This is a genomic window from Borrelia persica No12 (assembly GCF_000500045.1).
Lineage (GTDB): Bacteria > Spirochaetota > Spirochaetia > Borreliales > Borreliaceae > Borrelia > Borrelia persica.
In genome coordinates this window covers 1-843 of sequence record NZ_AYOT01000234.1, presented here as the reverse complement: position 1 = coordinate 843, position 843 = coordinate 1, and the positions used below count along the sequence as shown (strand labels likewise).

1 protein-coding gene is annotated in these 843 nt (G+C 30.0%); it reads left to right on the top strand.

The window, feature by feature from the left end:
• Positions 1–300: 300 nt before the first annotated feature.
• On the top strand, positions 301–843 hold a 543-nt coding region (locus tag U881_RS0110065; protein WP_024654277.1), incomplete at its 3' end, for a hypothetical protein.

Genomic DNA, 843 nt, shown 5'->3' with positions numbered 1-843 from the left:
AAGCTTGTGCGTATGTTGAAAGCTAAAGAGCATTCAATGGCATTTAGAATGGCTGACTAAAAAATATATGAAAAAAATTCAGAGACAATAGAAAAAATTGATTGACTTTTTTTAATATTATTGTATAATATTATTTGTACACAAAAACATAATTTATTATCGTTTTTGTGTTACCCCATGAATAAGACCAATAACTTCAGTTTTTGGTCTTATTCTTTTATTTCCGATAGTGCATTTATTTCATGTGTTATAATTAAGTAGAGTATATTAGAAATTAAAACAATCATTGAGGTTATAAATATGAGTGTTGCATTAAAAGAGCAGGTATATGATGAACAAGTAGCTAAGAATTTGGGTAAGTCTGAGAGAGTTAAAAAAGATTATCATAGTGGGGCATTTGATGGGCAGATTATCAGTTATTATGTTCTTGAAGAAAAATTTGATCTTCTTCAAGATAGGATGATGGATAATTTTCATTACTTAGAYGATAAGATAAGTATGCTCAAAATTGATTTGAATGAAAAGATAGATAAAGTTGAGGATAGGCTTAATGAGAAGATAGATAAACTTGATGTCAAGATAGAGACTGTTAAGAATGATTTAAATGCAAAGATAGATGGAGTAGAGACTAGGCTTAATGAGAAGATAGATAAACTTGATGCTAGGGTAGACAAACTTGACGCAAAGATAGATGGAGTTGAGGCTAGGCTTGACGCAAAGATAGATGGAGTTGAGGCTAGACTTAATAAGAAAATAGACAAACTTGATGATAAGATAGAGACTGTTAAGAATGATTTAAATGCAAAGATAGATGGAGTAGAGACTAGGCTTAATGAGAAGATA